Here is a 25,846-nt window from a genome sequence, read left to right on the forward strand (position 1 = left end):
TCCTTTAGGGGAATTTTTTATTACAATTATTAGTCAAATATAGTATAATAATAAAAAAGGGTTTGTGGGGTGTTTATATGAAAAGTTATTTATGGGGACTTGTCTTTATTCTTGTTGGAATATTTTTAATAATTCAACGAACATTTTTGTTTGATGTTAATTTGTGGAATTTTGTGTGGCCCATCTTTTTAATAATCCCAGGGATTGCAATTCATTATAATTATTTTTCAAAAACAAAGGAACAAAAATTTAATATTAGGTGGAACCTTAATTGTTTATGGATTTTACTTTTTATTTTCTATTTTTACTAGTTGGAAGTATGTAGAATATACAAACTTTATTTATCCTTTGGGTGTTGGAATAGGCTTTTTAGAGGATTATGCCTTTGAAAAGCATAAAAATAGTTTTGTTATATCAGTTATTTTAATTGCAGTATCTATATTTATGTTTTTAAAATCTTTAAATCTATATTATGGCATCGAACAATATGTTTTACCAGTTGCTTTTATTTTACTTGGTATCTATATTTTAATAAAAGGAAGAAGATGAGGTGGGTTATGGTTCTTATAATAGATAATTTCGATTCCTTTACTTATAACTTGTATCATTATTTTTTAATATTAGGTCAAGATGTTTTGGTAAAGGGTAGACATGAAATTGATATTAGAGATGTTAAAAATATAAATCCAGATTATATAGTTTTATCCCCTGGACCAGGAAGCCCAGAAGAGGCCATTTTGCCCCTTGAGGTTATAGATAAATTTAAGGGGAGATTCCAATCCTTGGTGTCTGCCTCGGACATCAATGTATTGGCCATTATTTTGGTGGTAAGGTTGTTAAGGGGCTAAGACCTGTTCATGGGAAGGTTAATGAAATCAACCATTTTAATAAAGGGGTATTTAAAAATTTAAAAAATCCTTTAAAGGTTACAAGATACCATTCTTTAGTAGTTTCTAAAGAAGATTTGCCGGATGAACTTGAAATTACTGCTCTAACTTTAGAGGGAGAAATTATGGGTATAAGGCACAAAGAATATAACATTGAAGGGGTTCAGTTTCATCCTGAAGCAATTTTAACTGAAAATGGACTAGATATGCTAAATAACTTTTTAAGGAGTGGCAAAAATGCATAGGGCAGAATTGAATTTTTAATAGATCCATTTTTAACTTTTAAAAGGGTTAAAAAGGGATATTCTATGCTTTTAGATAGCAGATACCAGCTTAAAGATTATGGTGACTACTCAATAATTGGTTTTAATCCCAAAATTATTTTAAAACAAGTTAATGGAGAAATTTACATTACTGAGGATAATAAAGATTTTAAAAGGGAAGGAACTTTTCTTGATGTTTTAGACTACTATTTAGATCTTTACAAAAACCTAAATCTGATTTGATTTTTGATGGAGGATTTATTGGTTATTTGTCCTATGATTTTGGAATGGATCTTTGTAAGATAAAAAGGAAAAATAAAGCTTTAACAAATATTCCAGAGGCTTTTTTGCTTATTATGATGAATTTATTATAATTGATCATAAAAATAATACAACAATAATCAATACGAAGGATTTTGATGTAGTAAATTTACTAAAAAATATTGAAGAGGAATACAAAATTGATAATAATATTGGGGATTTAGAATTAACTTCAAATTTTACGAAGGAAGAATATAAAAAGGGAGTAGAAAGGGTTAGAGAATATATTAGGCAAGGCGAGGTCTATCAAGTTAATATATCACAACAATTTTATGCCAAAGGCTTTATTAATCCTTATGATGCTTATGCTATATTAAGAAGGGCTAATTACGGCCCTTATAATGCCTTTTAGAGGTTGATGGCGGGTTTATTTTATCTACATCTCCAGAGCAGTTTATAAGAAAAAGGGGAGAATATATAACAACGAGGCCGATAAAGGGAACAACAAAACGAAGTTATGATAAAGAGGAAAATGAAAAATTGAAGAAAATGCTTTTAGAAAGCGAAAAGATAAAGTCTGAGCTTTTAATGATAATAGACCTTGAAAGGAATGACCTTTCAAAGATTTGTTATCCAGGGACCGTAGAGGTTAAGAATTTATTTGAAGTAGAAGAATATGCTACAGTTAACCATCTTGTTTCAACAATCCAGGGTAAGCTTTTAGATGACATAAAATTTAGTGATATAATAAAGGCTATGTTCCCAGGAGGATCTATAACAGGTGCACCAAAGCTTCGTTCAATGGAGGTTATTGAGGAAATAGAAAATATGTCAAGAGGAATATACACGGGTTCCATAGGATATATTTCAAATAATGGCAATTTTGACTTTAACATAGCAATAAGAACAGTTGTCATCGATGAAAATGGTCTTTATTATAATGTTGGTGGAGGAATAGTTTGGGATTCTGATCCTGAAGATGAATACGAAGAAACTCTCCACAAGGGAAGGGCAATATATAGCACCTTTTCGACTAAGTAAGTTGATCATCATGAAACAATTCTTCTAAATTAAATTTTATATTTTTAAATATTTTCGATGTAATGACTTCATTTGATTTGTATATATCAGGTGACAAATAACAGTTATCACTATAATAATATTGAATGATTGTTTTATTCAAGGGGTTAACGATCCAGTATTCTGTAACTTTAAATTTTTCATACAGATTAAGTTTTTTAACATAGTCTGTAGATTGACTTGAATTTGATACTATTTCTATAATAAATTCTGGTGAACCTAAAATGAATTTTTCCTTTATTTTGCTTTTATCACATATAATAAAAATATCCGGTTGAATTACGTTTGTTGCAGATTCTATATTGCTAGCGTTTAAAGTTAATATTACATCTAATGGAGCACTAAAAACTTCACAATTTAAATTTTTTAGACTGTCGTTTATCGCAATAAACATTTTCCTTAATATTCTTTGATGCTGAACTGAAGGAGAGGGACTCATTAAATATGGTGTCCCTTCTATTATTTCATATTTAAAATCATCAGGAAAGCTTAAATAATCCTTATAGGTGTAGATTTTATTTTGCTGAATTGCTAAAGACATAAGATTCACCTCACTTTATATATTATTTTATTATTTAATAAAGAAAAATACAACGTTTATAGGAGATGAATATATGGACATAGATATTTTTGAAAAGAATATTTCATTTGGGCTAATGCCATTTGAAACTTTGTATTTTAATAATAACGAAATAGAGGATGTAGATAAACATTTTAAAAGGTTGAAAAGGGCCCATAATATCTTAAAAATTGATTTTGACGTTAATTTAAGTGAGTTTAGCAAAGCCTTATATGATTATGTAGCTAAGTTAGCCTGTAGCGAAGGAGTTTTAAAGGTTGTATATTATAATAAACAAATTAATATTTCATACAGATTACCAAATTATACAAATAATATGTTTAAACAGGGATTAAAATTGAGAACCTCTAATATAATAAAGGGTAAAAATAATATATTTAATTATATAAAAACCTTTAATTATGGAGTTAATTACATAGAGGATGTTAGGGCAAAAAAGAAGGGTATGATACTGCACTTTTTTAAATGAAAAGGGTTATATATGTGAGACCTCTTATGCTAACATTTTTTTGTAAAGGATAATGAAATTTATACTCCTCATTTAAGAAGCGGAATTCTCAAGGGGATTATGAGGGATAATATTATACGCTTTTTAAGCTCAAAGGGATATAGAATAAATAAAACATTTATTGGTTATAATAATATTAATAATTTTGATGAATGTTTTTTAACCAATTCAGTTATAGGAATCATGCCTGTAAAGCAGATTGATGATGTTTTTTATAACGGTAGGTCTATCATTGAATTAATTATAAAATTCAAAAATTCTGGAGAAGTTGGATGTTTTGACTTGCAAATTATAAAATTTGTGATAAAATATATTTAAAGAAAATAATTTTCCAAAGGGGCTATATTATGGCCAATTTAAAGGAAGTTTACAAATGTGAAATTTGTGGAAACATAGTTGAGGTTTTACATGCTGGAGCTGGGCAGCTTGTTTGCTGCGGAAAGCCGATGAAACTTTTAAATGAAAACACAGTAGAAGCTTCAACAGAAAAGCATATTCCGGTTATTGAAAAGGTTGAAGGTGGAGTTTTAGTTAAGGTCGGAAGCATAGAACATCCTATGGAGGAAAAACACTATATAGAATGGATAGAACTTCATGTTGATGATAAAGTTTTCAGAAGATATCTAAAACCAGGGGATAAACCCGAAGCCTTCTTCCCTATTGAGGGAGAGAATATGTTTGCAAGGGAATATTGTAATCTTCACGGTTTATGGAAGAGCATAATGGGATAAATAAATTAGGCGGGAATGATTCCCGCCATTTATATTTTTGTTATGTTAAAAAATAAACTTTTGATTTTTATTGAAATTATTAGCATTATATTGTAATATTATAATATAAAAATACATAAAGGGGGTATAGGTATAATACACGATAAGAATATTACAAAAGTTTCAGAATTGTTTAAAATATTAGGGAACCCGATTCGGGTATCTATATTGATTTGCCTTTTGAAGGGTAATTCAAATGTAACCAAAATTCAAAAGTGCCTTGATCTTCCGCAATCAACCGTTTCCCAACAGCTTGGTATTTTGAAAGGTGCAGGAATAATAGAGGGCAACAGAAATGGACTTGAAATAATCTATTCTATCGTTGATCAAAAAGTAGTTGAAATTTTAAAAAGCATGTTTGACATTAAAAATTTTGATTCCTATTTTGTTGGAGGTGCTGATCTTTGATAAATTTTATTTTAACTTTTCTTAGTATGTTCTTAATATGGACAGCCCTAAGTTATCCGTTAAGTAACCAAGAAGTCGTATTTGGGACTATTTTATCTTTCTGCATTTCTTTGCTTACTATATTTTACAATAAAGATGCAAAAAATTTAAGTTAAAAACTTTGTTTTATCTTTTTAAATATTTTTTGGTGTTCTTGGTTGAATTAGTAAAGGCAAATCTTAATATGGCCAAAATTGTATTGACTCCTTCATTACCTATATCTCCAAAAGTTTTAAAGTTAAAAACTGAGTTAAAGTCACCTATTGCAAAGGCCATTTTGGCTAATTCTATAACCCTAACCCCTGGAACAATTTCCGTAGAGCTTGTGGATGATTCTTTGTTTATTCATGTGGTTGAGGGGGACAAGGTAGCAAATATTGAAGATCTTAAAGGGCCCTTTGAAAGGTTGTTAAAGGAGGCTTTTGAAGAATGATTACATTTATATTAGTTTTATCTTTACTTGGGATGGTCCTTGGAATTTTTAGGTTGATTAAGGGAAAGTCAATAGAAAGTAGAGTAGTTGCAATCGATGTTTTAACAACTATAACCTCTGCTATAATTGTTATTTTTTCCTTTACCAATGATAATAGTTTGTTATTGGATGTAGCGCTAGTTTATGGACTTCTATCCTTTGTTGGAGTTGTTGCAATTGCTCGATACCTTGAGGGAGGAATTTGATTATGGAGATTTTAGGATGGATATTTTGTTTAATTGGAGCGGTGTTCTTGTTCTTGGCAGGTCTTGGAATTTATAGAATGCCAGATGCATTAAATCAATCTCAAGCTGGAACCAAAGCATCAACTTTAGGTATTGTTTCATTATTTGTAGGATTTTCTATTTTAAAACCTGAATGGGCTCCAAAGCTTATAATAATGGCACTGTTTTTCTTGTTTTCTTCACCAATAGCATCCCATGCTATTTGTAAAGCAGCACTTAGACACAATAAGGGAAATTTCTATTTGAAGGAAAATGCCTTTTTAAAGGATGGTGAATAGAGTGTATTACTTAGGTTTAATAATTGCTTTTATTATGGCTTTTGGCTCTTTATGGGCGCTTTTAACGGATGATTTATTTAAAGCAATAGTTGTTTTTGGTATAGTTTCATTGTCTTCCTCAGTAATGTTCCTATTGATGCAGGCACCTGATGTGGCTATAACAGAAGCTGCTATAGGCTCAGGAATTACAACTGCACTTTTTATATTCACTTATAAGAAATTGGAGGATAGGAAAGATGAGAGATGAAAGGTCATTATTTATAAATATAGTTGCTCTACTTATCCTTTCAGTAATTGGATTTTATATTTATAAAGTTTCAATGGATACAGGAAAAGGAATAAAAATAACCGATAATATTACTCCTCAGATGAGGGTTGCCGACAGGTTTATGAACAAAAACGTTATTAAAGAAGAGAGTAAATATGTTTGGGGAGGGACTGCTGAAAATACTTCTGCTAATATAGTAACTTCGGTTGTTGTTGATTATAGATTGTTTGATACGACCCTTGAAGTTATAGTTTTATTTGTAACGATATTAGGTTTTGGTTTTGTGATTCCAAAGGATAAAAGAAAGATCATAAAACCTACAACTATTTTAAACAGATGGGCACCTATTCTTATGATTTTAATGCTAATGATTGGAGGATATATGTTTGTAAATGGGCATCTTTCACCAGGTGGTGGATTCCCAGCGGGGGCTATAATATCTACTGCAGTATTAATTGGAGTTTTAGCAGGCAGAAAAACACTAAGTCAAAAGACATTAAAAATAATTGAAGCAGTAGCTGGAATCTCGATATTTAGTTTAGGAATTGCAAGCTTTGTAATAACCGGTAATTTCTTTCAGAATTTTATATTGAATGATAGAATAGGTGATTTATTTTCTGCAGGATTGATTCCAATATTTTATGGTCTTATAGCTTTTAAAGTTGCAGCTGAACTTTCAAATATTTATTTTGAATTTTATGAGGAGTGTTGATTATGGCACAACTATTTATTTTATCTTCTATTTCATTGTTGTTTATAGGATTATTTGGAGTTTTAACGAGAAAAAATATAGTAAAAATATTGATAGCATTAAACATAATGGAGACTGGAATCAACCTTCTTTTGGTTGCCTTTGGTTATGTTGAAAATGGGATTGTCCCAATTTTAACTTCAAATGAAAGCATAATGAATCTTACAAAGATGGTTGACCCTGTTCCGCAGGCTTTAGTTCTAACTTCAATTGTAATTGGCCTTGGAACAACAGCCTTTTCTTTAGCTCTTGCAATAAGATATAGATATAATCACAACTCATTATCAATTAGAGCATCAGAGGAAGAAGAGGGGGTTAATATATGAATAGTATAGTTTTTTAATAGTAATCCCTCTTATTGCAGCATTTTTATCTTTGTTTTTGGGAAAGAACGATAAGATATTAGCATATATAGTGACATTATTTAATATTATCTTTTCAATATTGATTCTATTTAGCGGGAAAATTCCTTTTAATGTTGCAATTGGAGGATGGAGAGCACCTTATGGCATAAATTTTGCTGTAACTGATTTGACTATATTCTTTTTAGTATTGGTAAATGTTGCAGCTTTATTAGCGTTAACGTCAGTAAGAGAAATAATGGAATATCAATTTTATTCATTTTATTTTGTTCTTTTATCTTCAACAAATGGAATTGTTTTAACTGGAGATCTATTTAATTTTTTCTTATTTATAGAGCTTTCAACCTTTGCAGTGGCAGGCCTTATATCATATAAAAGAGACAGGCTATCGACGGGTGCAGCATTAAAATATTTAATCTTATCGTCTACTGCATCAATATTTAGCTTAGCAGCCATTGGGCTTATATATAAAACACTTGGGACTTTGAATTTTGCCGATATAGCCAATAAGGTAAATAATCTAAATGAAGCATCTTTAAGTTTAATTTTAATCCTATATATATCGAGCCTATTAGTTGAACTAAAAATATTCCCATTTAATATGTGGGTTGTAAAGGCCTATGAAGCTTCTAAGACTTCTGTAAATCTTTTTATTCATGGAATGCTTGGAACAGCTGGAATATATGGAGTTTTAAGAATACTTTTAATGGTTTTTTCTAAAGAAACAGGGAAGTTAACTTTAAGTGGGAATTTATCATCTATTTTAATGTTATTTGCTTTTGTTACGGTTATTATCGGAGAAATTGGTGCTTTAACGGAAAAAAATATGAAAAAGATTTTAGCTTTTTCATCAATGGCTCAACTTGGAATAGTTTTGTTTGGAATTAGTTTAGGAAGCTTTGATGCCTTGAAAGGGGTTCTCTATATCGTTATATCAAATTATCTTGCTAAATTTGTAATGTTTTTAACAGTAAATGAATTTTCGAAAGTTTCAGGAAGTACAAACTACCTAGATATGAAGGGACTAGGAAGAAGATATCCTGTTTTAGCAATTTCCTTTACTATTTCAGCTTTAAGCCTTATGGGTATTCCATTTTTCGCAGGATTTTGGGGTAAAATTTCTATCATAGGAAATGCGATTTTTTCTGGTAAACTTGAATTGATCGGAGCTGTATTAATTTTAATAGCGTCGGTCATAGAAGGAGTATATTATCTTAGGATTTCCCACACATTTTTTAGCCAAGGACATGAAAGGGAAGGAAGGATATCAAGAGTTTATTGTTTATTGCCTATGATCTTAGCGTTAGTAATTTTATTTATTGGAATTAACCCAGATTCATTTGAAAATATTATTTCGTTTTTGATGGATGAAATAAAGTCCCCTGAAAAATATATTAAATTAATTTTATCATTGAAGTGAGGTAGGGAATATGGTGGAAATCTTTATCATTCCTCTTGTGACAGCATTTTTATTAGCTATATTCATTAGAAATAAGAAGGTTGTTTGGCCTCTATTTTTAATTTCAAATTTATATATTTTATTAAAACTTTGGACTTTGTTTGGGAAGTGGGAAATAGAAAAAACAATATATACAAACTATGAATTGTTTGGAGCAAAGTTAAGTTTTACACTTTCCAATAATCCACTTGGATGGTATTTTGCCTTTTTTCAGCTGTCATAACTCTTGTAATTTCTGTTTTTTCACTTGGATTTAATCAAAAACAAAGGAAAACGTAGCACCGATTTGGATGCTTATAATATTTTCTAATCTTGGAATTTTCTTTGCTGCAGATTGGATTACGTTTTTTATGATGTGGGAACTTATGGGATGGACATCCTTCTTTGCCATAACTAATGGTAGAGATAAAGCTTTAAATGAGGCTAAGTATTACCTTGTTTTATCTTTACTTGGTGCTTCTTCAATGTTGATCGGAATAATATTGTTAGGTGCTCTTACAGGTTCCTTTGAAATATTTGCTTCGGCTTATGGATTAGTTCAAGTTTTCTATTCTGAAAAAGCTTTATCAATAGCAGCTATTATGTTACTATTGTTTGCCTTTTTTATTAAATCGGCTATTTTCCCATTTTACATGTGGCCATCTAAAGTTTATGCTGTTGGACCAGAAGATTATATAACTTTCATGTCTTCAGTTATGATTAAATACGGAATTTACCCAATAGCAATGTTTATTGTTCCTGTTGTTGGAAGTTTAGACTTATCAAAGATTTTAAATACTGCAAACTGGATTCAATATTTCGTTGGATATTTAGGTGCCATTAGTGCTGTATTAGGAACTATCTTAGCTATATTCCAAACTGATATGAAAAAGCTATTTGCTTACTCATCTGTAGCTAATATGGGATATATATTATTAGGATTTGCATCAATGAATATTGTTGGATTTGAAGGAGCTCTTTTTCATGCAGTAAATCATATGGTTTTAAAGGCAGCTATATTTTTAACTCTTGCGGCGGTAATTTTTAGAACTGGCGAAAGCGAAATGCATAAACTTGGTGGGCTTGTATATAGAATGCCTATAACTTTCTTAACATTCTTATTAGGAATTATTGCAGCAGCTGGAATTCCTCCTCTAAATGGATTTGGATCAAAATGGATGATAATACAGGCTCTCATGTCACAAAAATGATTATTTTTGCTATTGCAATGATATTTGCATCAACTGGTGCATTTATGTATCTATTTAGAGCATTAGCTTCAATATTTCTAGGGCAACTTCCAGATAGATTTAAGGATATTAAGGAAGTTCCACTAACAATGCTAATTCCTATGATAATAATGATGATTGGGATGCTTTTAATTGGAGTAGTTCCAGGAGTTGTTATGAAACCATTAACAACAGCTTTAAGAGCGGTTGGATATAATGTTAATATTGCCTCATGGACAAGTCTTGAGGGAGCACTTAAAAATTCGACGATAGACTTAACCTTGGTATTCTTAATCTTCCTTGGAGGTTTTGTAATTTCAGCAATAATGTATATTCTTGGAAATAAATCAGAAACAGTCCCACAGGAGGACAATTATACTGGTGGCGAATATCCAGAGGAATGGGGAGTAAATGCTGATAGATTCAATTATTCATATTCATTTTACCAACCATTTAAGGAAATGTTTGAACCATTGCTTGAAAAAATATCCATCGATGAATTTTTCGCAAGCATAGGAAGAAATTTTGAGTATATGAGCGCTACAGTTCAAGGATTATTTAGAAGAGGAGAAGGAGCAGTATTGCTCTTTAGTATAGGTGTTCTCCTACTAATACTAGGAGGTTGGATTATATGATAGAAATTTTAAGAGTATTTTTGTTTGGTTTCTTTGCAATATTTATAGGACTTCTCTTTATGGGTATCGGTAGAAAGATTATTGCAAGAATTCAATTAAGACTTGGACCACCATTTTATCAAGCATTTTTAGACGTAGGTAAATTATTTTCAAGAAAATCAATTACACATAATTTTGTTATGGACCTTGGAATGGTAATGTCCCTTGCTGGACTTGTTGCAACAATGCTTTTTGTTCCAATTGCTGGGCATACAGCTATAAAAACAAGTTCTAACCTTATAGTTATTATGTATCTTATGGCAATAGGTTATCTTGGTATGGCGATGGCTGTAGCAGCAAGCGGAAATCCTAATGCTACAATTGGAGTATCCCGTGCTCTTACCATGATGTTAGGCTATGAGGTTCCATTTTTACAGTTATGCTAGGGCTGATAATAATTAATGGGACATCGTCTTTAGAACTTATTGCAAACAGCCAAGCAGGCTCAATTTTAAATTGGAATATGATTAAATTCCCGTTGGGATTTATAGCTGCAGAAATTGCACTTCAAGCTATGATGGGAGAAAAGCCCTTTGATGCTATGATAGCACCTGCAGAAATTGCATCAGGGCCTATGGTTGAACTTAGCGGTAAATATTTAGGTTTGGCCTTTTTAACCCATGCGGTTTCAATATTCGTAGAAACTGCAATAATTGTAAATCTATTTATGGGAGGAGCTTCAAATATATTTACATTTGTTTTAAAACAATTTGAAATATATCTTATTACTGTTATAATAGAGGCGGTTTTCCCAAGATTTAAGATTGAACAAGCTGTAAAGTTCCTTTGGACAGTTCCTATGAGCATAGCATTACTTCAGCTTGTTTTGATAGTATTCTAGGAGGCGATACCATGGAAGAATTAAAGGTTGAAAAGAAAAGAAGTTGTATTGAAAATGTAATAGATTTCTTTAGGCAAAGGTCTATATGGATGCTTCACTACTGAACGGGCTGTGGTGCGGTGGAGTTACCACCAACTATGACATCCAGGTGGGATGTTGAAAGATTTGGTATAGGACCTATGGCAACGCCAAGACAAGCAGATGTTCTTCTTGTTACAGGGTATGTTTCTGTTAAAACATTAAAAAGAATTATAAGAACCTATGAACAAATGCCAGAACCTAAATGGGTTTTAGCATTTGGATCATGCACAGTTAATGGTGGAATTTATTGGGATTCATATAATACAATTACGAATTTAGCAGAGTATATTCCAGTGGATATAACAGTATCAGGATGCATGCCAAGACCAGAAGCTGTTATGGATGCTCTACAAACGCTTATGAAGATGATTCAATCGGGAGAAGCTGGGGCATACAAAAAGTATAAGGAAAATTATGAGTATTACAAGGCAAATCAGGATAGGGTATTAAGAAAAACTTATCCTATATTGGGTGAAAAATTAATTCAAAATGAAGAAGCAGCAACAAGCATTGAATAATTACCCAATAATGAAATTGGAGGGAAATTATGAAGCTTAGCAAAGAACAAATAATAGATTTATTAAAACAAAGAGGTCTCGAGGTTAATAACCTTTATCCTACACAAATAAGTGTGATTGTAAATAAGGAAAACTTAATAAATCATCTTGTATACTTAAAATCAATAGGATTTGACCATCTTTCCTTCATAAATGCAGTTGATTTTATAGATGAAGGCGAATTTGAACTTGTTTATCATGTTTGGTCATATACAAATAAAGTTCATGTATTAAATAAGGTTAGAATAGATAGAAATGATCCTAAAATACCAACGATAGTTGATCTATGGGAACAGGCTCAATTTTATGAACAAGAGGTCCATGAATTCTTTGGCATAGTATTTGAAGGAAATAAGGATTTGTCACCTCTTTTCCTTGAAAATTGGCTGGATATTCCACCGCTAAGGAAGGATTTTGACACAAGGGAATTTTCAATTAGGCTTTTTGATGCTAAGCCAAATGGAGGTGACAAGTAATGGATGCGCCATCTTATATGCTAACTAAAATAGCTGAAAAGGATGATTTAGCTGTTTATGAGCTTTTCTTTGGTCCAAATCATCCTGGAATGCATGGTAATTTTGGATATGTTCTTGAAATGATTGGAACAGAAATAGTAAAGGTAAGACCTAATGCAGGACAGCTCCATAGAGGATTTGAAAAGTTGATGGAACAAAAACTTTGGGTTCAAAACATTGCACTTGTTCCAAGAATATGCGTAGTTGATCCTGATCCTAATGAAGTTGCTTACTGCACAGCAATAGAAAAAATTATGGGAATTGAGATCCCTGATAGAGCAAAATTCATAAGAACAATTACCCTTGAGATGAGCAGATTAACTTCTTTCCTTATGGGAATGGGGGCTTTAGGCGCAGCACTTGGTCTTTATACTCCGATGTATATTATGACTGCTGATAGAGATTTAATTCTTGATCTTTTTGAATGGCTTACAGGAGCAAGAATTTATCATATATTCAATATTCCTGGAGGAGTAAGAAATGATTTGCCTGCAGGATGGGTGGATAGATTAAATAAAGTTCTTGATCATCTTGAAAAAGATTAATAGAATACGATAAGATTTTATTTGAGAACCCAATTGTCCATAAAAGATTGAAGGGACTTGGCTATGTATCAAAGGAAGATGCCGTAAGATTTGGCCTTACAGGTCCCAATTTAAGAGCTTCGGGTAATCCGTATGATGTAAGGGTTGATGACCCTTATGCAGCTTATTCGTATCTTGATGTAAAATTAATAACACAAGAGGGCGGAGATGCATTAACTAGAGCGGTTCAAGTTAGAATTGAATTCGAGGAAACAATAAAGTTAATTAGACAAGCATTAAAGCTTATGCCTGAAGGCGAAGTAAGGCTGAACCTTGGAAATTTAGCTATGTTAAAGGTTCCAAAAGGAGAAGCCTATGCTAAAGTTGAATCATCAAAGGGAGAATTTGGATATTATGTGGTTTCTGATGGGGGAATGAAGCCCTATAGAGTTGCAGTAAGAGGTCCATCACTTCCAGCAGGACTTTTACTTGCACAAAAACATCTTCCAAAGATGAAGATCGATGATGTTGCAGCATGGATGGGTTCGTTAGCGATTTGTCCACCTGATATAGATAAGTAGGAGGGAAAACTATGGCATTAGGAGATAAGAGCGTGTATTCTCCTTTGACAACCCTTAAAAATCTCTTTAAAAGACCTATGACAATAAAATATCCAAAGGAAATTTTAAGGGTTTTCCCAAAGGAAGGAGTTTCACCGAATTATAGGGGACTTCATACAAATGATTTAGAAAAATGCGTTGGATGTGCAGCCTGTCAAAGAATATGTCCCTTTGATGCAATAGAAATGAAGATAATTGGACAAAACGAACAAGGCAGAGCAATAAAAAAGCCTGTAGTTGATTATGGCAGATGCAGCTTCTGTGCCTTTTGTGTGGATGTTTGTCCAACAAATTCACTTAAAATGTCAAGACATTATATTTATAAAATCAAGACAGTAAAATCATTATCAGCTAAAGATGAGGTTGAATTTGTAAAAGATAAATTCAGAATAATGCCGGATGAAAAACTAGGAGATGACATTGGATATAATACTGGAAAAGCTAAAAGGTGTTAGGTTAGGGTTTAAAAAGGGCTGTTTATTAAAGACAGCCCTTTATCTCTCCTTTAGCTTGTTTTACCAAGGTATGCAGTTTTAACTTCTTCATTTTGAAGCAATTCATTTCCAGAACCTTGCATTGTTATTTTACCTGTTTCAAGAACATATCCATAGTCGGCAATTTTTAAGGCAGCATTGGCATTCTGCTCAATTAAAAGTATCGTTACCCCTTGCTTTCTTATTTCTTTGATTATTTCGAATATTTCCTTAACGATTATAGGGGCAAGACCTAAGGACGGTTCGTCCATCATTAATAGTTTAGGCCTTGACATAAGGGCTCTACCGACAGCAAGCATTTGTTGTTCACCACCTGAAAGCGTTCCAGCAAGCTGCCATGTTCTTTCTTTAAGCCTTGGAAAAAGCTCAAAGACCCATTTAATATCATTATCTATTTCTTTATCATTCCTTATAAAGGCTCCAATTTTTAAATTTTCTAATACCGTTAAGTTAGGGAATATTCTTCTTCCTTCCGGAACTAACGTTATACCCCTTCTTACTATCTCTTGGGTATTCAGTTTTAAGAGGTTAATATCATTAAAGTAGATGTTACCTGATCTTGATTTGACCAATCCTACTATTGCTCGAAGAGTAGTGCTTTTGCCTGCACCATTAGCACCAATAAGGGTAACTATTTGACCTTCCTTAACCTCAAAATTAATTCCCTTTAAAGCTTCAATTCCACCATAGTTTACACAAAGATTTTCTATTTTAAGCACCTTCACTCACCCCCAAATAAGCCTCAATAACTTTAGGGTTATTCTGAATTTCATTTGGAGTTCCTTCTGCTATGGTTGTCCCATAATCTAAAACATATATTTTTTCTGATATACCCATAACTACCTGCATGTGATGCTCTATTAAAAGGACAGTTAAAGAGAATTTCTCTTTAATATTTAATATAAATTCATTCAATTCTTCTGTTTCTTTAGGATTCATTCCAGCTGCAGGCTCATCAAGGAGAAGAAGTTTAGGATTTGTGGCAAGTGCTCTTGCTATTTCCAATCTTCTTTGTAACCCATATGGGAGTGAGCTTGCCTTTTCATTTTTATATTTCTCTAGTCCTAGCATTTTTAATAATTCCAATGAATTATCTATCATATTCCTTTCTTCTTTTATGTATTTACTTAAGTTTAAAACAGCTTCAAAAATATTAGATTTTATATGAAGGTGATTAGCTATTAAAACATTATCAAGAACACTTAAGTTTTTAAAAAGCCTTATGTTTTGAAAGGTTCTAGCGATACCTAATTTAGTTATTTGATCCGGCCTTAGACCAGTTATATCTTTTTCGTCAAAATATACCTTGCCTTCAGTAGGGCTATACACACCTGTAATTATATTAAAACAAGTTGTTTTTCCGGCACCATTTGGTCCAATAAGAGCAACAATTTGACCTTTATTTACTGTTATGTTAAAGTCTTTTACAGCAGTAAGCCCTCCGAATTTCATTGTAACCTTATCAGTTTTTAACAGAGCCATGGAGGTTACCTCCTTTGTTAAAAGGCTTTTTTATGTTTTTGAAAAAAGTTTTTATCTTATCCCAAGATAATTCTTCATTACCCAATAATCCATTTCTATAGAATAAAACTACAATCATCAATAAAGCTGAAAAAACAACCATCCTAAGACCAGGAATACCTGGTATTCTAACGAATATTAAATTTATTTCTTTATCCAAGAAACGCAAGGCTTCACCTGCTATTGTTATTACAAAGGCAGCTATTATAGTTCCTGAAATACTTCCCATACCTCCAAGCACTATAATTAAAAGTATGTTGAAAGTTAAAAAGAACCTAAACATAAGTGGATCAATCGTTCCTAATAAATTTCCTAATAATCCTCCACCAATTCCTGCTAAGAAGGAACCTATCGTGAAGGCCATTATTTTATGTTTAAATAGATTAATTCCCATATTTTCAGCTGCTATTTCATCTTCTCTAATTGCTTTAAAGGCTCTACCGTAGCTACAATTTATAAGCTTAAACATAAATATTACTGTTATAAGCCCTAAGCCATAACTCCAATATAGATTTGTATATGAAGGTATTCCTTTAATTCCTAATGCACCATTAGTTATGCTTTGGGCGTTTGTAATTAATACCCTTATTATTTCAGAAAAGCCCAAAGTTGCTATTGCAAGGTAGTCACCTTTTAATTTTAATGCAGGTGCTCCAATTAGATATCCTACAACTGCAGCCAACACTCCACCTATTAAAAGAGCTGGTAAAAATGGCATTGAGATAGAATTAAGTGGGTATATCAATGGTTTCATATAAAATATTTGTTCTTTTACTTCTGGTTTCATAGTAAGAAGAGCAGTTGTATAGGCACCTATTGCCATAAAACCTGCATGTCCAAGTGAAAATTGCCCAGTAAAACCGTTTATTAAATTCATGCTCAGTCCCAAAATCGTATATATAGCACATAAATTTAATATTCTTAATTTAAATGCATCAAGGGTATTCTGAGCAATTGCGATAACAAGAAAATATAAAATCAAGAATATTAGAATTTTAAATATATTCTTTTTCATATTTCACACCTTCTCTGAAATTTTTTCTCCCATGATTCCAGTAGGTTTGAACAGCAAAATTAATATAAGCAATACAAAAGCTATTGCATCCCTATAACCAGTTAGACTTGGCAGAAAAGCGACTAAAAGTATTTCAATAATACCTAAAATAAAACCCCCAATAACTGCACCTGTAATATTACCAATTCCTCCTATAACAGCAGCAATGAAGCATTTAAGACCTGGCATAACTCCCATAAGCGGTTGTATTTGAGGGAATTTTAAAGCCCACATAATACCGCCGACGGCAGCTAAAGCTGACCCAAGACCAAAGGTAAAGGAAATTGTTTTGTTTACATCTATACCCATTAGTTTTGATGTTTCTATATCCTTTGAAAGGGCCCTCATAGCCATACCACTCTTTGTTTTATTTATCAAATAAGCCAGGATTATAAGTAATACAATTGTTATTATTGGAATATAGAAGGTTAATTTTTGAATCATGACTCCCTTAATATTTACCATATCAGTCAATATATTTGGGGTTGGGAAGGGTTTTGGAACTCCTCCAAAAAGGACTATTGCCAAATTTTCAAGTAAAAATGAAGCACCGATAGCAGATATTAAAACAGATATTTTGGGAGCATCCCTCAAAGGTTTATACGCAGCAGCTTCAATACTTATACCTAATAATGATGTAAATACTATTGCAATGATGAATGAAAAATACCATGGGACGTGGAATATTAAGATAGTATAAAAGGCAAAATAAGTTGCCATCATGAATATATCACCATGGGCAAAATTTATTAGCCTTAATATTCCATAAACCATTGTATATCCAATTGCAATTAGAGCGTAAAGACTACCAAGAGAAATACCGTTAGCAAGATGTTGGAAAAAAGTATCTAAACCCATATACACACCACCTTCTAAAAATCCCCCAATAATGGGGGATTTTTTATTTTTCTGGTTCAATTGTATCTAGATAAGTGAATTTGCCGTCCTTAACAACCTTAATAACAGCATTTTTAACAGCATCTCCATTTTCATCGAGAGTTATTATTCCAGCAGCACCTTCGAATCCTTTTGTTTGTGCTATAGCATCTCTTATTTTTTCTGGTTCTGTTGAGTTAGCTCTTTTTATTGCATCGAGTATCAAAATATAAGCATCATATCCTAATGCTGTTACGGCTGCAGGTTCTTTATTGTATTCTTTCCTGTATTCTGTTAAGAACTTTTCAGACTCTTTCGTAATTGGCTTTTCTGAAGTAAAGAATGTTGAAAATACAGCACCTTCAACTGCACTTCCACCTATTGTTATAAACTCAGGTGTCTCCCAAGTATCCCCGCCGATGAAAGGTGTCTTAATTCCTAGTTGGCGTGCTTGTTTGATTATTAATGCAGACTCAGTAAAATTACCTGGTGCAAAAATTACATCAGGATTTTTTCTTTTATTGTTGTTAGCTGAGCACTGAAGTCCTGGTCACCTGTATTATAATTTGCTATTGCAACTATGCAGTTTTCGTCGCCTGTTAATTTTTTAAAGGCATCTTGGAAGAATTTAGCAAGACCTACTGCATAATCGTTTGAAACTTCTTGAATTATAGCAGCCTTTCTAGCATTAAGTTTTTGAAAGCATAATTAGCCATAACAGTTCCTTGGAATGGATCTATAAAACAAACTCTAAAATAAAAATCATTTCCTTTAGTAACTAAAGGATTTGTGCAGGATGCACCTACAGCTGGTATCTTTGCATTGCGGACAATATCGCCAGCTGCCATTGAAAGGGAGCTGCCCCAACTACCAATGATTGCAGTAACCTTTTCTTGTTCAACTAATCTTGCTGCTGCATTTGCTGCTTCAACTTTATCAGATTTATTGTCGGCTATAACGAGTTCAACCTTTTTACCAAGAACTTCTGGATATAGCTTGTTAGCAAGTTTTACACCTTCAACCTCAAGTTGTCCACCTGCAGCATTTGCCCCTGTTATAGGTTCAAATACTCCAATCTTTATTACGTCGTTGTTGGAGCTGGATTGTTTGGAACATCCAGATAAAAGAGAAATAAGTAAAAATAGACATAGAGCGGCTGAAAGAAGTTTTTTCATAAACATCCCCCTTTTTAATTTTTCTAAAGATGTTTGAATATTCGATTCAAACATCTAAAAAACATGTCGAAAAATTTATAATTTTAGAAATATTATAAAAAATGAATTTTATTAACACTTATATTTAAATTTTAATATAAAATTAAGTAAAAATGCAATCAAAGTTTATAGAAAATTAAAATTCAGAATATAAATTATTTCAATAGTATATTATAAACAATAAATGATGTATTACAAATATTTAACTTTAATTTTTGTGATGCCTTATATTCAATTATTATTTGAAATAGAGCTTTTTATTACTTTTATTAAAGTTATAAATGTTAAAATAATTTTAATTTTGTTATAATATGAATATAATGTTTGTGGGATTGGGGGATGATAGATATGAAAAAAATTAAAGATTATTTTAAATATAAAATTCTTGGTAATTTAGAAGGCAATGCCTATGCTTGTATTATTTTTGAACCAATGTGGGCTATATTTGGTGGAATGATATTTTTTATCAGCCATTATATATGAAAAGCTTAGGTGTAAATGAACTTCAGATGGGTTTAATAAATTCAATAGGAGCTGCTTTAATGATTTTAACATCTTTTGTTGCTGGTCCAATAACTGATAAATATGGCAGAAGAAAAACTACGCTTATTTTTGATTTAATCTCTTGGAGTTTGGTAATGTTTATATGGGCAATTTCACAAAATTTTTGGTTCTTTTTAGTGGCAGCTTTATTAAATTCATTACATAAAATATCATATACTTCATGGACATGCCTTGCAATTGAGGATACTATTGAAGATAAGAGGGTTTACTTTTTAGCCTAATTATGATAATAAATTTAGCTTCCGGTATTTTTGCACCTTTAGCAGGGATTTTGGTGAATAGATTTGGAATAACATTAGCAATGAGGTTGATATATTTTTTAGGATTTATTAGCATGACTTTGATGTTTGTTGGAAGAAATAAAATGACAACTGAAACTAGAATTGGCATGGAATTAATTAAAAAGCATAATAATCTTTCTTTAAGTGAAAAGATTACGGATTATAAAGAAGCTATGGTTTACTTTTTTACAAATAAATTAACTTTTCTAGTATTTTTAATTATGCTATTTACATATTTGCAGAATTCATTTTTATTTTATCAATCGATATATCTAAAGGATATCATAGGCATAAAAGAGTCATTAACATCATTAGTTCCAGGACTTTCGGCTATCATTTATTTAATTACATATTTTATATTTATGAAGTGTCTGACCCAAAAAGGCGAGGCAAGTAGTTTATCTTTAGGTTTGCTATTAAATGGACTAGGAATTTTGCTATTTTTGTTAGTAAAACCCAAGAATTATCTATTACTTGCTTTTAGCACTATTCTAACAGCTTCAGGTAATATTATAACAATAACATTTAGGGAAACCTTATGGAGCAATGTAATTGGAGAAGAGGAAAGGGCTAAAATTTTCGCAGCTGGTCAAGGCCTTATTTCATTGTTTTCTGCCCCGGCAGGATACTTTGCGGGATGGCTGTATAAAATTAATCCTGCTTTACCATTTTTGATGAGTCTAATTTTTTATTTAGCTTCATATGGAATATCGTTTGTTGTGAAAAATATAAAAGAATACATGCCTAGCAAACCAAGCTAGGCTTAAGTTTTACGTAAAGTATTCTATTGTTGAATTAGGGAAATATTGTTTTATCTTATCATAAAAATACTGCTTTATTTCTGATGATATTTCTTTAGGATATACATATTTATAATATCCATAGGGCCCCCATTTTTTAATCTAGTTTCCTCGTTTAAATCAAGTTTAGTTTTAGGAAAACGCTTAAGTATTATATCTTTTGATTTTAGTGTAAACCTATATTGGATTAGTTCAAATGTTAAATTGCTATTTGAAAAACCATCTAATTTGTTGTATAAATTAATTAGCATATCTTCATAATCCTTTTTCCATCCATCATATATGAAAATCGGGGCAATTATAAACCCTGTATCATAATCTGCTTTAAAAATTTTTGCTGCGGCATCCAACCTTTCTTGCAGATTATCTGTATTATGTTCATAGGTTTTAATAATATAATCAGTATTTATGCTAAACCTTATTTTAGTTTTTTGTTATGATTTACGTTTAATAATGAGTCGATGTTTGAAAATTTAGTAACTAATCTTAGCTTTCCGAATTCTTGTTTTGAAAAAATTCAACGGTTCTTGCAACAGAACCAGTTAGATGTTCTACTGATATAGGGTCGCTGGTGCTGGCAAGTTCAAAGGTGGTAATATTGGGCTTGCTTTCATCTATATACCCTTGAATGTTATCAAGGATCTCATTTATGTTTACAAATATTTTAATATGTGGTGAAGCAGCATGTTTTGTCTGAAGATAACAGTATTCACAAGTGCCGGGGCAGCCTGAAACTAATGAAAATTGGAAGTCTGCCGATGGCTTACAGGAGTCTAGCTTTTTATTTTTGCTTATACCAAGGATTATTGTTCTTTTGGAATATGCAAAAATTCTTGCTCGGATAGATTTTTTGTCTTTTTATTAAAGCTATCTTCAATTATTGGAATATTTAAGTTTTCTGCTTTTTTAGGATTTCGTATGTTAAACTATAATTTAAAGCTTCTTTTTCAACAAATATTTGAGAAGGAATAAACTTTTTCATGTATATCACCTATTATTATTTTTGTAAAAAATAATAAAATAATGTAAGTTATGATAAAAAATTATATAAAATTGGAAAGGAATTTAAGAGAAATTGTAGAATTAAATAAATAAGGAGAATTTTTATTTGGAGGCTGCTGGGTATGGGGAAAAGAGTAGTTGACATTTTTAGTTGCAGAGAAGGAGATAAATTAGCTCTTAATGTTGTTACTGACTCTGGAACTACTGTTGTAACTGAAGGGACGATTCTAAATAAATACCTAATAGATAAGATAATTAAAATGGGTATACGAAAAATATACATATATGAAGATAATGAAAACAGTAATATGGATTATATAGCCTTTAAAAAGGAATACTCTAAAAATGTTGATGCGGTAAAAAATATTCTAACCGAACTTGCTGCAGGTAAGAAATTGGATCTTAGCTTAGTAGCAGAAATTTCTAATGAAATAAAAAACATATAGATCAAAAGGATAATATTATTAAGTTTTTATCAACCCTTAAAGCCTTTGATCAATATACATTTAACCATAGCTTAAATGTTGCTTTCTATAGCATGCTTCTTGGTAAATGGTTGGGATTAAAAAGCACACAAATTGATGATTTAATTAAAGCTGCAGTGCTTCATGACATTGGAAAAGTAAAAATACCTGAGGAGATTTTAAATAAAAAAGGTAAATTAAGCGATGAAGAATTTGAGGTTATGAAAAAGCATCCTGTTCATGGTTATGAAATTGCTCTTGAAAGTCAAAAACTTTCTTTTGATATTTTAAAGGCTATACTTTTGCATCATGAAAAGGAAAATGGTTCAGGATATCCTCTGATGGTTAGAGGTGACAAAATTCCTTTATATGCAAAGATTATAGCTATCTGTGATGTTTATGATGCCATTACTTCAGAAAGGGTTTACAAGGGACGTATGTCTCCCTTTGATGCATTTAAAATCATAGAAATGGATGGCTATGAATTGTTTGATGTAAAAATAATGTTAACCTTTCTACAAAATATTTCTAATTATTATATCGGAACAGATGTGGTTTTAAACAATGGCGACATTGGCCAAGTTGTATATATTAATCCAAGAAATATTTCTTATCCTATTGTTAAAATAGGATCGGACTATGTTGATCTTTTAAGCAATAAGGAACTTAAGATTGTTTCATTATTAAATTAAAAAATATAATTGACTTAAATTGCAGTAATTCTTATAATCGAAATTGTGAAATTATAGGTGATGGGGTTCACCTTAATTGCCTTGTGCTGATAACTCCTACTTTTGTAGGAGATTTTTTATCTTTTTGGAGGTGGTCATGATGCTTAAGGTAATTTATGTAGGTTTAGGAGGATTTATAGGTGCATCACTGAGATATTTAATTTCGATGGGGGCATCAAAAACTTTCAATTTGGATATTCCAATGGGAACATTGATAGTGAATATTTTAGGTGGATTATTAATAGGATTTATAATGGAATTGAGTTTGTCGACAGATATAATATCGCCAGACCTTAGACTTTTTTAACAACAGGTATCTTGGGTGGGCTTACAACATTTTCAACCTTTAGTTACGAAACGATAAACCTTTTAAACTCTGGAGCATATATTTGGGGTATAATAAATATTGTTTTAAATGTTTTATTAAGCTTAATAGGGGTTGTAGTTGGGAAAATTTTATGTAATGCTATTATTTAGGAGGGAGTATATGAAGTTAGAAGGTAAGGGAAAACTTTTAAAAATATTTATAGGGGAATCAGATAGATGGCATGGTGAGGCTTTATATCATATTATTCTCAAAAAGGCAAAGGAGTTTGGTCTTGCAGGCGCTACAATAGTAAGGGGAATAGAAGGTTTTGGTGCAAATAGCAGGGTTCATTCGGCTTTAACAGAAGTATTATCCCACGATTTGCCTATTGTTATTGAAATCATAGATAAAGAAGAAAAGATAAATGAATTTATAAAGGTTATCGATCCTATGATAACTGAAGGATTGGTAGTTATTATGCATGATGTAGAAATTATTAAGTATGTAAAATCACAAAATTAATAAGAAAGTTGGAGGGACAAAATTGCAGGCAGCAATAATTTATTTTTCAGGAACAGGAAATACTGAATATGTATCAAAACTTTTTAAAAAGCATTTTGAAAATGGAGGAGTTGGTTGTGTTTTAATTGACGTATCAAAGAAAAGAACACTAAATGAGGAGTATGACTTTTATGTATTTGGAGCACCAATACATGCTGAAGTTTTCCCCAAAATTTATATAGACTGGGTTGCTAAAAACTTAAAAGAAGACAATAAAAAGTGTCTTATATTTTCAACTCAAGCTGCCAATAAAGGATCTGGACCTGATCAGTTATCAGAAATTCTTATTAAAAAGGGTTATAGGATTACAGTTCAGGATTTTATTACTATGCCTAATAATTATTATGTTGTAGCCTTTGAAAAACCAACTAAGGAGGAAATAAAAAAGCAAAAGAAAGAGCGGAGGAAAAAGTTAAAAGTTTAGTTCAGAAATTTTTAATGGATGAAATATACATAAATAAAGTAAGCAAAATAAGATTAAACCTTGCCAAAATAGAGTATAAGTTTTTTTATAGATTTTCTAAGGGGTGGGCAAGAAGAAATCTTACAGTTGATATGAAGCTTTGTGTGAAATGTTTAAAATGTGTAAAGAATTGTCCGACTAAAAATATTAAGTTCAAAGATAACAGTTTTTATTTTGAAGATAGCTGCATATCATGTCAAAAATGCCTACATACTTGTCCAACGAATGCATACCTTTATAAAGGTAAAAAATTTGAGCAATATAAAATTTAAAATGGACTGTCTCTTTATTTTGAGGCAGTCCATAATTTATTTATCCTCTATTCCGTCACTCCCAGGAGTCATAAGATATGCATAAAATACCCATAGAGATGATAATCCGACAATTCCATAAAACATTCTTGCAAAGGGCGATGTATAGCCGCCTAAGATTGGGAGCAAAGGGTCAAACCCAGATAGAGCAATTAATCCCCAATTAATTCCGCCTAATATAACAATAGCAAGGGCAACAAGATTAAAAATTCTCATAGTAATCATCCTTTCTATTTTTATTTTTTATAATTAGGATAAATTATTCAAATATATTATCTTGTTATTAAATTTAAAAATATTCCAAAATTACTTATTTAGCTTAACTTGTAATTTTAAATATATTAAAATTGTAGTATAATGTAGTATGAATTAAGTAAGCATAAAGAGGTGGACTTATGTTTATAAAAATAGACAATTTAGATATTTATTATAAAAAAGCTGGTAGTGGTAAAAAGTAGTTCTTCTTCACGGCTGGGGAGGAAGAGCAGATAGCTTTTGCCAGTTTTTAATTATCTTGCAAGTAAATTTGAAGTATATGCGATAGATTTTCCAGGCTTTGGTCAATCCTCTTTGCCGTCCAAAGCTTGGGGAGTTGGTGACTATACCGATATGTTAAATAAATTATTTGATAAGCTTAATATAGAAAAGGCTTCATTAATTGGGCATTCCTTTGGTGGTAGGGTTTCAATTATGTTCTCAGCTCTTTATCCTGAAAAAGTAGAAAAGGTAGTTCTTGTAGACAGCGCTGGGATAATTCCAAAAAGAACCTTGAAATATTATTTTAAAGTTTATAAATTTAAGCTATTTAAAAAATTATATTTATTATTAAATGGTGGCAAAAAGAAGCTATTGAAAAGTTTTATAAAAAATACGGTTCAAAGGATTATAAAAATTCTGGTCCATTAAGGGAAACTTTTGTAAAAGTTGTCAATGAGGATTTAAGAGGATTTTTACCTAAGATTAAAGCCCCAACCCTTCTTATTTGGGGCGAAAAGGATCAGGACACTCCTCTTTACATGGCAAAAATCATGGAAAAAGAAATACCAGATGCAGGTCTAATTGTTTTTGAGGGTGCAGGACATTTCGCATATCTTGATAAGTTGAATGATTTTAATATAATAGTTTCAAAATTTTTGGAAGGAAGTGAGTGATTTGAGCATGTTAGTTTATGTTTTAGCTATAATCTTTTTTGCCTTTGTTTCGGTTTACTATAATAGGTTTTACCTTCATATGGCTCAGCTTGTAGGATACAAACCAAATGAATTTTTAAATTGGCTTAATAAGTATGATAGGGATAATTTTAAAAGAAACTTTATATTTTTATTTTTACTTTTCATTTCAAATCTTTTTCCAAAAGATTATACTTCTTATGCATTATTAATTCTTTGGATTGCTTTGGCTTCAATAAATATTTACACCCATTATAATAGAAGAAAAAAGGCAAAAAACCTCTTAATTTTACATATAGAGCTAAAAGATTATTTGGTTGTGCATTATTTCTAAATTTATTGCTTGTTATAATATCTTATGCTTTATTTAAGTCACCATTGGC

General features: G+C 31.3%; 33 protein-coding genes, 10 pseudogenes and 1 riboswitch. Of the genes and pseudogenes, 35 read left to right on the forward strand and 8 right to left on the reverse strand.

The genetic code is table 11. The features are described from left to right. The first annotated feature begins 77 nt into the window (after positions 1–77). From PWK10_RS19395 to PWK10_RS03770, 6 genes and pseudogenes are all read left to right on the forward strand, one after another. The gene (locus tag PWK10_RS19395; protein ID WP_446715289.1) at positions 78–311 is read left to right on the forward strand and encodes a LiaI-LiaF-like domain-containing protein; all 234 of its coding nucleotides are present in this window, start codon (positions 78–80) and stop codon (positions 309–311) included. Then, on the forward strand, positions 205–549 hold the full coding sequence (locus PWK10_RS03755) for a hypothetical protein (protein WP_274767418.1): 345 nt from the start codon (positions 205–207) through the stop codon (positions 547–549). Before PWK10_RS19395 ends, PWK10_RS03755 begins: the two co-directional genes overlap by 107 nt. An 8-nt stretch (positions 550–557) precedes the next feature. After that, positions 558–1,132 (forward strand): annotated as a pseudogene (locus tag PWK10_RS03760) (anthranilate synthase component II). Between the two features lie 63 nt (positions 1,133–1,195). Next, positions 1,196–1,524 (forward strand): annotated as a pseudogene (locus PWK10_RS19400) (hypothetical protein). 98 nt (positions 1,525–1,622) lie between these two features. After that, positions 1,623–1,823: a chorismate-binding protein gene (locus PWK10_RS19405; protein WP_446715333.1), complete on the forward strand. Its 201-nt coding sequence runs from the start codon at positions 1,623–1,625 to the stop codon at positions 1,821–1,823. Between the two features lie 17 nt (positions 1,824–1,840). After that, positions 1,841–2,452: an anthranilate synthase component I family protein gene (locus tag PWK10_RS03770; RefSeq protein WP_274768099.1), complete on the forward strand. Its 612-nt coding sequence runs from the start codon at positions 1,841–1,843 to the stop codon at positions 2,450–2,452. Here the strand turns inward: PWK10_RS03770 and PWK10_RS03775 are convergent. After that, complete coding sequence (locus PWK10_RS03775; RefSeq protein WP_008908947.1) at positions 2,445–3,032, reverse strand: Uma2 family endonuclease; 588 nt, start codon at positions 3,030–3,032, stop codon at positions 2,445–2,447. The genes PWK10_RS03770 and PWK10_RS03775 overlap by 8 nt on opposite strands. Before the next feature lie 115 nt (positions 3,033–3,147). Here PWK10_RS03775 and PWK10_RS03780 point away from each other — a divergent pair. The 18 genes and pseudogenes from PWK10_RS03780 to PWK10_RS03870 all read left to right on the forward strand — a co-directional run bounded on the left by PWK10_RS03780 (position 3,148) and on the right by PWK10_RS03870 (position 14,106). After that, positions 3,148–3,897 (forward strand): annotated as a pseudogene (locus PWK10_RS03780) (aminotransferase class IV). A 29-nt stretch (positions 3,898–3,926) separates the two neighbouring features. Continuing rightward, positions 3,927–4,310 carry a desulfoferrodoxin gene (locus PWK10_RS03785; protein ID WP_008908949.1) on the forward strand — a complete coding sequence of 128 codons (384 nt, stop codon included), beginning with the start codon at positions 3,927–3,929 and terminating at the stop codon, positions 4,308–4,310. A gap of 168 nt (positions 4,311–4,478) precedes the next feature. After that, the gene (locus PWK10_RS03790) at positions 4,479–4,757 is read left to right on the forward strand and encodes an ArsR/SmtB family transcription factor (protein WP_341350036.1); all 279 of its coding nucleotides are present in this window, start codon (positions 4,479–4,481) and stop codon (positions 4,755–4,757) included. Between the two features lie 160 nt (positions 4,758–4,917). After that, positions 4,918–5,229 (forward strand): Na+/H+ antiporter subunit E, encoded by a 312-nt coding sequence (locus PWK10_RS03795; RefSeq protein WP_274767420.1) that lies wholly within the window; start codon positions 4,918–4,920, stop codon positions 5,227–5,229. Then, positions 5,226–5,474, forward strand: coding sequence for a monovalent cation/H+ antiporter complex subunit F (locus PWK10_RS03800; protein WP_008908952.1), 249 nt, complete (start codon positions 5,226–5,228; stop codon positions 5,472–5,474). Before PWK10_RS03795 ends, PWK10_RS03800 begins: the two co-directional genes overlap by 4 nt. Before the next feature lie 2 nt (positions 5,475–5,476). Next, complete coding sequence (gene mnhG, locus PWK10_RS03805) at positions 5,477–5,791, forward strand: monovalent cation/H(+) antiporter subunit G (RefSeq protein ID WP_274767421.1); 315 nt, start codon at positions 5,477–5,479, stop codon at positions 5,789–5,791. A 1-nt stretch (position 5,792) separates the two neighbouring features. Next, positions 5,793–6,038 carry a Na(+)/H(+) antiporter subunit B gene (locus PWK10_RS03810; protein WP_008908954.1) on the forward strand — a complete coding sequence of 82 codons (246 nt, stop codon included), beginning with the start codon at positions 5,793–5,795 and terminating at the stop codon, positions 6,036–6,038. Then, complete coding sequence (locus tag PWK10_RS03815; protein WP_008908955.1) at positions 6,028–6,771, forward strand: MnhB domain-containing protein; 744 nt, start codon at positions 6,028–6,030, stop codon at positions 6,769–6,771. Before PWK10_RS03810 ends, PWK10_RS03815 begins: the two co-directional genes overlap by 11 nt. Before the next feature lie 2 nt (positions 6,772–6,773). Then, positions 6,774–7,136: a sodium:proton antiporter gene (locus tag PWK10_RS03820; RefSeq protein WP_008908956.1), complete on the forward strand. Its 363-nt coding sequence runs from the start codon at positions 6,774–6,776 to the stop codon at positions 7,134–7,136. 49 nt (positions 7,137–7,185) lie between these two features. Next, positions 7,186–8,592 carry a complex I subunit 5 family protein gene (locus tag PWK10_RS03825; protein WP_274767422.1) on the forward strand — a complete coding sequence of 469 codons (1,407 nt, stop codon included), beginning with the start codon at positions 7,186–7,188 and terminating at the stop codon, positions 8,590–8,592. 10 nt (positions 8,593–8,602) lie between these two features. Next, a complete protein-coding gene (locus PWK10_RS03830; RefSeq protein WP_274767423.1) occupies positions 8,603–8,854 on the forward strand; it encodes a hypothetical protein in 252 nt (83 codons plus the stop codon). Between the two features lie 67 nt (positions 8,855–8,921). After that, complete coding sequence (locus tag PWK10_RS03835) at positions 8,922–9,821, forward strand: proton-conducting transporter transmembrane domain-containing protein (RefSeq protein ID WP_274767424.1); 900 nt, start codon at positions 8,922–8,924, stop codon at positions 9,819–9,821. After that, positions 9,818–10,474: a hypothetical protein gene (locus PWK10_RS03840; protein ID WP_274767425.1), complete on the forward strand. Its 657-nt coding sequence runs from the start codon at positions 9,818–9,820 to the stop codon at positions 10,472–10,474. Before PWK10_RS03835 ends, PWK10_RS03840 begins: the two co-directional genes overlap by 4 nt. A gap of 59 nt (positions 10,475–10,533) precedes the next feature. Next, positions 10,534–11,354 (forward strand): annotated as a pseudogene (locus PWK10_RS03845) (respiratory chain complex I subunit 1 family protein). A 116-nt stretch (positions 11,355–11,470) separates the two neighbouring features. Then, positions 11,471–11,953: pseudogene (gene nuoB / locus PWK10_RS03850) on the forward strand (NADH-quinone oxidoreductase subunit NuoB); the annotation flags it as partial. Between the two features lie 29 nt (positions 11,954–11,982). Continuing rightward, complete coding sequence (locus PWK10_RS03855) at positions 11,983–12,468, forward strand: NADH-quinone oxidoreductase subunit C (protein WP_274767427.1); 486 nt, start codon at positions 11,983–11,985, stop codon at positions 12,466–12,468. Between the two features lie 425 nt (positions 12,469–12,893). After that, positions 12,894–13,612 (forward strand): annotated as a pseudogene (locus tag PWK10_RS03865) (NADH-quinone oxidoreductase subunit D-related protein). Positions 13,613–13,623: 11 nt separating this feature from the next. Further along, the gene (locus PWK10_RS03870) at positions 13,624–14,106 is read left to right on the forward strand and encodes a 4Fe-4S binding protein (RefSeq protein WP_274767430.1); all 483 of its coding nucleotides are present in this window, start codon (positions 13,624–13,626) and stop codon (positions 14,104–14,106) included. A gap of 50 nt (positions 14,107–14,156) precedes the next feature. Here PWK10_RS03870 and PWK10_RS03875 read toward each other — a convergent pair whose 3' ends face one another. The 5 genes and pseudogenes from PWK10_RS03875 to PWK10_RS03895 form a co-directional block, all read right to left on the reverse strand. Next, positions 14,157–14,864, reverse strand: coding sequence for an ABC transporter ATP-binding protein (locus PWK10_RS03875; protein ID WP_274767431.1), 708 nt, complete (start codon positions 14,862–14,864; stop codon positions 14,157–14,159). Further along, entirely contained in the window at positions 14,857–15,627 is a 771-nt protein-coding gene (locus PWK10_RS03880) for an ABC transporter ATP-binding protein (RefSeq protein ID WP_274767432.1), read from the reverse strand. Before PWK10_RS03880 ends, PWK10_RS03875 begins: the two co-directional genes overlap by 8 nt. Continuing rightward, the gene (locus tag PWK10_RS03885; protein WP_274767433.1) at positions 15,608–16,681 is read right to left on the reverse strand and encodes a branched-chain amino acid ABC transporter permease; all 1,074 of its coding nucleotides are present in this window, start codon (positions 16,679–16,681) and stop codon (positions 15,608–15,610) included. Before PWK10_RS03885 ends, PWK10_RS03880 begins: the two co-directional genes overlap by 20 nt. A 3-nt stretch (positions 16,682–16,684) precedes the next feature. Continuing rightward, positions 16,685–17,578: a branched-chain amino acid ABC transporter permease gene (locus PWK10_RS03890; protein ID WP_274767434.1), complete on the reverse strand. Its 894-nt coding sequence runs from the start codon at positions 17,576–17,578 to the stop codon at positions 16,685–16,687. A 43-nt stretch (positions 17,579–17,621) separates the two neighbouring features. Further along, a pseudogene (locus tag PWK10_RS03895) lies at positions 17,622–18,771 on the reverse strand (ABC transporter substrate-binding protein). Between the two features lie 387 nt (positions 18,772–19,158). Between PWK10_RS03895 and PWK10_RS03900 the strand changes: the two are divergent. Genes PWK10_RS03900 through PWK10_RS03910 form a run of 3 tightly spaced genes read left to right on the forward strand, consistent with a single transcriptional unit; the run spans position 19,159 to position 20,416 of the window. Continuing rightward, positions 19,159–19,293 carry a hypothetical protein gene (locus PWK10_RS03900; protein WP_274767435.1) on the forward strand — a complete coding sequence of 45 codons (135 nt, stop codon included), beginning with the start codon at positions 19,159–19,161 and terminating at the stop codon, positions 19,291–19,293. Then, positions 19,290–19,595, forward strand: coding sequence for an MFS transporter (locus PWK10_RS03905; protein ID WP_274767436.1), 306 nt, complete (start codon positions 19,290–19,292; stop codon positions 19,593–19,595). The genes PWK10_RS03900 and PWK10_RS03905 overlap by 4 nt, the downstream gene beginning before the upstream one ends. A gap of 2 nt (positions 19,596–19,597) precedes the next feature. After that, a complete protein-coding gene (locus PWK10_RS03910) occupies positions 19,598–20,416 on the forward strand; it encodes an MFS transporter (RefSeq protein ID WP_274767437.1) in 819 nt (272 codons plus the stop codon). A 9-nt stretch (positions 20,417–20,425) separates the two neighbouring features. Here the strand turns inward: PWK10_RS03910 and PWK10_RS19410 are convergent. Then, positions 20,426–21,298 (reverse strand): annotated as a pseudogene (locus PWK10_RS19410) (spore photoproduct lyase family protein). Between the two features lie 281 nt (positions 21,299–21,579). Here PWK10_RS19410 and PWK10_RS03920 point away from each other — a divergent pair. The 5 genes and pseudogenes from PWK10_RS03920 (at position 21,580) to PWK10_RS03940 (ending at position 24,255) form a co-directional block, all read left to right on the forward strand. Then, positions 21,580–21,903, forward strand: a complete 324-nt coding sequence (locus PWK10_RS03920; RefSeq protein WP_274767439.1) for a hypothetical protein — start codon at positions 21,580–21,582, stop codon at positions 21,901–21,903. A 17-nt stretch (positions 21,904–21,920) separates the two neighbouring features. Beyond that, the gene (locus PWK10_RS03925) at positions 21,921–22,613 is read left to right on the forward strand and encodes an HD-GYP domain-containing protein (protein WP_274768100.1); all 693 of its coding nucleotides are present in this window, start codon (positions 21,921–21,923) and stop codon (positions 22,611–22,613) included. Positions 22,614–22,660: 47 nt separating this feature from the next. Then, positions 22,661–22,719: riboswitch (Fluoride riboswitch) on the forward strand. Between the two features lie 33 nt (positions 22,720–22,752). Then, positions 22,753–23,129 (forward strand): annotated as a pseudogene (crcB, locus tag PWK10_RS03930) (fluoride efflux transporter CrcB). Positions 23,130–23,139: 10 nt separating this feature from the next. Continuing rightward, positions 23,140–23,481 (forward strand): DUF190 domain-containing protein, encoded by a 342-nt coding sequence (locus PWK10_RS03935; RefSeq protein WP_274767440.1) that lies wholly within the window; start codon positions 23,140–23,142, stop codon positions 23,479–23,481. Between the two features lie 22 nt (positions 23,482–23,503). Then, positions 23,504–24,255: pseudogene (locus tag PWK10_RS03940) on the forward strand (EFR1 family ferrodoxin). Between the two features lie 36 nt (positions 24,256–24,291). Here the strand turns inward: PWK10_RS03940 and PWK10_RS03945 are convergent. Next, positions 24,292–24,510, reverse strand: coding sequence for a DUF378 domain-containing protein (locus PWK10_RS03945; RefSeq protein ID WP_274767441.1), 219 nt, complete (start codon positions 24,508–24,510; stop codon positions 24,292–24,294). 279 nt (positions 24,511–24,789) lie between these two features. On the opposite strand from PWK10_RS03945, the gene PWK10_RS03950 reads away from it, so the two are divergent. From PWK10_RS03950 to PWK10_RS03960, 3 genes are read left to right on the forward strand one after another with little or no spacing between them, the layout of a single operon-like run. Continuing rightward, positions 24,790–25,200 carry an alpha/beta fold hydrolase gene (locus tag PWK10_RS03950; protein WP_274767442.1) on the forward strand — a complete coding sequence of 137 codons (411 nt, stop codon included), beginning with the start codon at positions 24,790–24,792 and terminating at the stop codon, positions 25,198–25,200. Beyond that, the gene (locus PWK10_RS03955; protein ID WP_274768101.1) at positions 25,143–25,445 is read left to right on the forward strand and encodes an alpha/beta fold hydrolase; all 303 of its coding nucleotides are present in this window, start codon (positions 25,143–25,145) and stop codon (positions 25,443–25,445) included. Before PWK10_RS03950 ends, PWK10_RS03955 begins: the two co-directional genes overlap by 58 nt. A 1-nt stretch (position 25,446) precedes the next feature. After that, positions 25,447–25,797 (forward strand): hypothetical protein, encoded by a 351-nt coding sequence (locus PWK10_RS03960; RefSeq protein ID WP_274767443.1) that lies wholly within the window; start codon positions 25,447–25,449, stop codon positions 25,795–25,797. Positions 25,798–25,846 lie beyond the last annotated feature (49 nt).

Origin of the sequence: Caloramator sp. Dgby_cultured_2, assembly GCF_028872215.1 — a bacterium.
Classification (GTDB): Bacteria; Bacillota; Clostridia; order Clostridiales; family Caloramatoraceae; genus Caloramator; species Caloramator australicus.

Excerpts from the sequence above, each read along its gene's own strand:
- PWK10_RS03905 (WP_274767436.1), top strand. The coding sequence starts at position 19,290 with ATGAAAAGCTTAGGTGTAAATGAACTTCAGATGGGTTTAATAAATTCA.
- PWK10_RS03855 (WP_274767427.1), top strand. The coding sequence starts at position 11,983 with ATGAAGCTTAGCAAAGAACAAATAATAGATTTATTAAAACAAAGAGGT.
- PWK10_RS03830 (WP_274767423.1), top strand. The coding sequence starts at position 8,603 with ATGGTGGAAATCTTTATCATTCCTCTTGTGACAGCATTTTTATTAGCT.
- PWK10_RS03920 (WP_274767439.1), top strand. The coding sequence starts at position 21,580 with ATGGGGAAAAGAGTAGTTGACATTTTTAGTTGCAGAGAAGGAGATAAA.
- PWK10_RS03935 (WP_274767440.1), top strand. The coding sequence starts at position 23,140 with ATGAAGTTAGAAGGTAAGGGAAAACTTTTAAAAATATTTATAGGGGAA.
- mnhG (WP_274767421.1), top strand. The coding sequence starts at position 5,477 with ATGGAGATTTTAGGATGGATATTTTGTTTAATTGGAGCGGTGTTCTTG.
- PWK10_RS03910 (WP_274767437.1), top strand. The coding sequence starts at position 19,598 with ATGATAATAAATTTAGCTTCCGGTATTTTTGCACCTTTAGCAGGGATT.
- PWK10_RS03800 (WP_008908952.1), top strand. The coding sequence starts at position 5,226 with ATGATTACATTTATATTAGTTTTATCTTTACTTGGGATGGTCCTTGGA.
- PWK10_RS03885 (WP_274767433.1), bottom strand. The coding sequence starts at position 16,681 with ATGAAAAAGAATATATTTAAAATTCTAATATTCTTGATTTTATATTTT.
- PWK10_RS03835 (WP_274767424.1), top strand. The coding sequence starts at position 8,922 with ATGCTTATAATATTTTCTAATCTTGGAATTTTCTTTGCTGCAGATTGG.
- PWK10_RS03870 (WP_274767430.1), top strand. The coding sequence starts at position 13,624 with ATGGCATTAGGAGATAAGAGCGTGTATTCTCCTTTGACAACCCTTAAA.
- PWK10_RS03820 (WP_008908956.1), top strand. The coding sequence starts at position 6,774 with ATGGCACAACTATTTATTTTATCTTCTATTTCATTGTTGTTTATAGGA.
- PWK10_RS03945 (WP_274767441.1), bottom strand. The coding sequence starts at position 24,510 with ATGAGAATTTTTAATCTTGTTGCCCTTGCTATTGTTATATTAGGCGGA.
- PWK10_RS03815 (WP_008908955.1), top strand. The coding sequence starts at position 6,028 with ATGAGAGATGAAAGGTCATTATTTATAAATATAGTTGCTCTACTTATC.
- PWK10_RS03840 (WP_274767425.1), top strand. The coding sequence starts at position 9,818 with ATGATTATTTTTGCTATTGCAATGATATTTGCATCAACTGGTGCATTT.
- PWK10_RS03775 (WP_008908947.1), bottom strand. The coding sequence starts at position 3,032 with ATGTCTTTAGCAATTCAGCAAAATAAAATCTACACCTATAAGGATTAT.
- PWK10_RS03880 (WP_274767432.1), bottom strand. The coding sequence starts at position 15,627 with ATGGCTCTGTTAAAAACTGATAAGGTTACAATGAAATTCGGAGGGCTT.
- PWK10_RS03785 (WP_008908949.1), top strand. The coding sequence starts at position 3,927 with ATGGCCAATTTAAAGGAAGTTTACAAATGTGAAATTTGTGGAAACATA.
- PWK10_RS03890 (WP_274767434.1), bottom strand. The coding sequence starts at position 17,578 with ATGGGTTTAGATACTTTTTTCCAACATCTTGCTAACGGTATTTCTCTT.
- PWK10_RS19395 (WP_446715289.1), top strand. The coding sequence starts at position 78 with ATGAAAAGTTATTTATGGGGACTTGTCTTTATTCTTGTTGGAATATTT.
- PWK10_RS03900 (WP_274767435.1), top strand. The coding sequence starts at position 19,159 with ATGAAAAAAATTAAAGATTATTTTAAATATAAAATTCTTGGTAATTTA.